This window comes from Streptomyces fuscigenes, assembly GCF_021556455.1.
In the GTDB taxonomy this organism is placed as follows: domain Bacteria; phylum Actinomycetota; class Actinomycetes; order Streptomycetales; family Streptomycetaceae; genus Streptomyces; species Streptomyces fuscigenes.
Genome location: NZ_JAKGCV010000547.1, coordinates 1 through 3236, shown reverse-complemented (window position 1 = coordinate 3236; position 3236 = coordinate 1). Strand labels below are relative to the sequence as shown.

At 76.2% G+C, this 3236-nt stretch carries 3 protein-coding genes; 1 reads left to right on the top strand and 2 read right to left on the bottom strand.

What is annotated here, in order from left to right:
• Positions 1-15 precede the first annotated feature (15 nt).
• Together L1885_RS26035 and L1885_RS26030 are read right to left on the bottom strand one after the other, a co-directional pair.
• On the bottom strand, positions 16-639 hold the full coding sequence (locus L1885_RS26035; RefSeq protein ID WP_235799614.1) for a 5-oxoprolinase subunit B family protein: 624 nt from the start codon (positions 637-639) through the stop codon (positions 16-18).
• Complete coding sequence (locus L1885_RS26030; protein WP_235799613.1) at positions 636-1400, bottom strand: LamB/YcsF family protein; 765 nt, start codon at positions 1398-1400, stop codon at positions 636-638. The genes L1885_RS26035 and L1885_RS26030 overlap by 4 nt, the downstream gene beginning before the upstream one ends.
• A gap of 155 nt (positions 1401-1555) precedes the next feature.
• Here L1885_RS26030 and L1885_RS26025 point away from each other — a divergent pair, with 155 nt between their 5' ends.
• Positions 1556-3100, top strand: a complete 1545-nt coding sequence (locus tag L1885_RS26025) for a hypothetical protein (RefSeq protein WP_235799612.1) — start codon at positions 1556-1558, stop codon at positions 3098-3100.
• The last annotated feature ends 136 nt before the right edge of the window (positions 3101-3236 follow it).

Here is a 3236-nt window from a genome sequence, read left to right as displayed (position 1 = left end):
CGGCCGGGCCCCCGCTCACGCGTCCACCGCCACGAACCGCACGCGCGTGCCCGGCGCCAGCAGCGCCGGAGGCTCGCGCTCCGGGTCCCACAGCGCCGCGTCCGTCGTGCCGATGAGCTGCCAGCCGCCCGGCGACGAGCGCGGATACACCCCGGTGTACGGGCCCGCCACCGCCACCGACCCGGCCGGCACCGAGGTACGGGGCGTCGCCCGGCGCCGCACGGCGTAGCGCTCGCCGAGGCCGGTCAGATAGCCGAAGCCGGGGGAGAAGCCGCAGAAGGCCACCCGGAACGGCGTCGCCGCGTGCATCCGGGCCGCCTCGGCCGGCTCGACGCCCCACATCTCGGCGACGTCCGCGAGGTCCGGCCCGTCGTAGCGCACCGGCAGGTCCACGGACGCCGCCGCGACCGTGTCGGCCGCGGCGAGCCGCCAGCCCGCCACCTCGGCCGCGAGGCGGGCCGGGTCGTCGAGGCCGTCGAGCAGCACCGTCCGCTCGGCCGGCACGATCTCGGCCACCGCCGGCAGCGTGCCCGCCTCGCGCCGCCGCAGCAGTTCCGCGTGCAGCGCCGCCGTCTGCTCGCCGTCCGCGAGTTCGACGAGCAGCGCGTGGTCGCCGACCGGCACCGTACGCACGCTCATGCGAACGGCTCCACGCGCACCCCCGCGGACTCCAGCGCACCGCGCACGCGGCGAGCCAGGTCCACCGCGCCCGCCGTGTCGCCGTGCAGGCACAGCGACCTCGCGCGCACGTCCACCCGTTCACCCGTCAGGGCGGTCACCACCCCCGACGTGGCCATGCCCACCGCGCGCTCGACCACCGCCGCGCCGTCGCTGACCACGGCGCCCTCCTCGGTCCGCGGCACCAGCGTGCCCCGCGCCGTGTACGCACGGTCCGCGAACGCCTCGGCGACCACCGGAAGTCCGGCCTCCGCGGCCCGCACGTGCAGCCGGGAGCCCGGCAGGCCCAGCACCGGCAGCCCGCCGCCCGCGAGCACGACACCCGCGGCCACGGCGGACGCCTGCTCGTCGTCGTGCACGGCGCGGTTGTACAGGGCGCCGTGGGGCTTCACGTACGCCACCCGCGCGCCCGCGGCCTCGGCGAACACCCGCAGCGCGCCGATCTGGTACGCGATCTCCGCGGCCAGTTCGGCCGCCGGGACGTCCATGGCCCGCCGGCCGAACCCCGCCAGGTCCCGGTACGACACCTGCGCCCCGATCCGCACACCGCGCTCCGCGGCCCACGCGCAGACCCTGTGCATCGTCACCGGGTCGCCGGCGTGGAAGCCGCAGGCCACGTTGGCACTCGTGACGACCGAGAGCAGCGCCTCGTCCTCCGTCAGGTGCCAGCGGCCGAAGCCCTCCCCGAGGTCCGCGTTCAGATCGATGTTCGTCGGCTCCATTGCGTCATCTTCTCAGGTCAGATGCCACCCCGGCGCGGCGGGGACACGCCGCGCCGGGGCGCCCCGGACGGCTTGCCGCGCCGGGCCAGCCCCGCCGCCTGGGCTGTTCTGCGCCGTTTCGACCCCTGTCGGTGACAGGACCTAGTCTGTGCACCGTGACTTCGCCCGCCCCCACGGACACCGCTCCGTCCCAGCTCAGCGCCGGGCACCGGCCCGCCCAGGGCCCGGCAGCCGACGAGGGTCTCGCGCGCCGCCTGCGCGCCCTCGCCTGCACGGCGCCGCTGCACGACCTGGACGCCCGCAAGGCCAACCTCGCGGGCGAGTACGGCGTGTACGCGATGGCGGAGGTGGCGCTCGCCGCGATCGACCTGGTCACGCTGCACATGGACTTCGACACGGGCGCGGACCACGAGCAGATAGTGGCCAGGCTCCTGCCCCGCGTCGCGGCGCAGGCCCCCGCGCGCCCCGCCGCCGAGCACGAGCGGGTGGCCCGCTGGGTCCTGGAGAACCTGATCAACGTCGGCAGCGTCGACCGGGGCTTTCGCGCCGTGTACGGGACGTTCGGCACCGACGGCGTCTACCGGCGCAGGGACTACGACTTCAAACTCGTCGAGGAGGTCCCGGGCGACGGCGGCAGCGTCTACCTGCGCACCACGGACGAGGCGGTCAACGTCCTGGTGGGCGCCCTCGACACGGACGTGACGAGCGCTCAGATCGCCGCCGAGGTCAAGCTGGAGGTGCTGATCAACCGCGGCCGCCTCGCCGACGCGCAGCTCGCCGCCGAGCAGGCCAGGTACCGCACCGTCCAGTACGCGGAGACCCTGCGCAGGACGCTGGAGGCCACCCGGCGCAACGTGCGCGCGGTGGACTGGCTGCGCACCGTGCCGGACATGATCGACGAGGCGCTCGACCACGTCGCCGACCGCTACCGCCACGAGAACGCGATCCTCACGAACATCCGCAGGGCCCGCGACGAGGCCGAGACGAACGGCGACCCGAAGACGGCCGAGCACAAGCGGCGCGCCGCCGAACTCGTCGACATCGTCAAGGACTGCATCCGCCGCCACACCCAGCTCCAGTCCCGCCTGCTCGAAGCGGGCCCGCTCTTCCGGGCGGAGCAGGACCGGCAGGCGTTCGCGCGCCCCGCCGCCCGCGCCGGGCTCGACCTGTACGGGCAGCTCGTCGCGCCCCTGCTGCCGCTGCCCGTGGCGGACGCGAGCCGCGTCACCGACGCGTACTTCGCCCGCGGCACCGGGCTGCGCACGCCGGCCGCCGTCCGCGTCGGCGACCTCGTCGAGCTGCTGCTGACGCCCCCCGTCGAACGCGCGCACCTGGGCGCGGAGATGCCGGAGCCCGACCTCGTCGCCACCCCGGACGACAGCCGCTTCAGCGAGGAGCAGCTCGCCCACGCCATGGAGCTGCTGACCCTGGAGCACGACGCGCCGCGCCGGCTGTCCGGGCTCCTCGCCGAGGCGCGCGAGCGCGACCCCGACCTGCCGTACCTGATCGCGCTGCTCGCCGTGCACGCCGCGAGCCCGCCCGTCGGCACCGCCTACCGGCAGGGCGAGGAGCGGCTGCTGTTCGCCGTCGACGACGGCACCCCGCTGGACGATCCCGAGTTCGGCGGCGCCGACCTGATCGTCGGCACCGCCCTGCTGGACGCGGCCGCCATGGCCACGGCCCGCACGGAGGCCGCGTGAACACGACGCGCGCGCGGCCCATGCGCCGCGCCGCCCCGAGCGCCGCCGCGTCGTCCGCCGTCCCCGCCCGCACCCCCGAGGAGCCACGTCCGTGACCGAGCAGCAGGCGACCGCGACCGACCCCTGGGCCGACGCC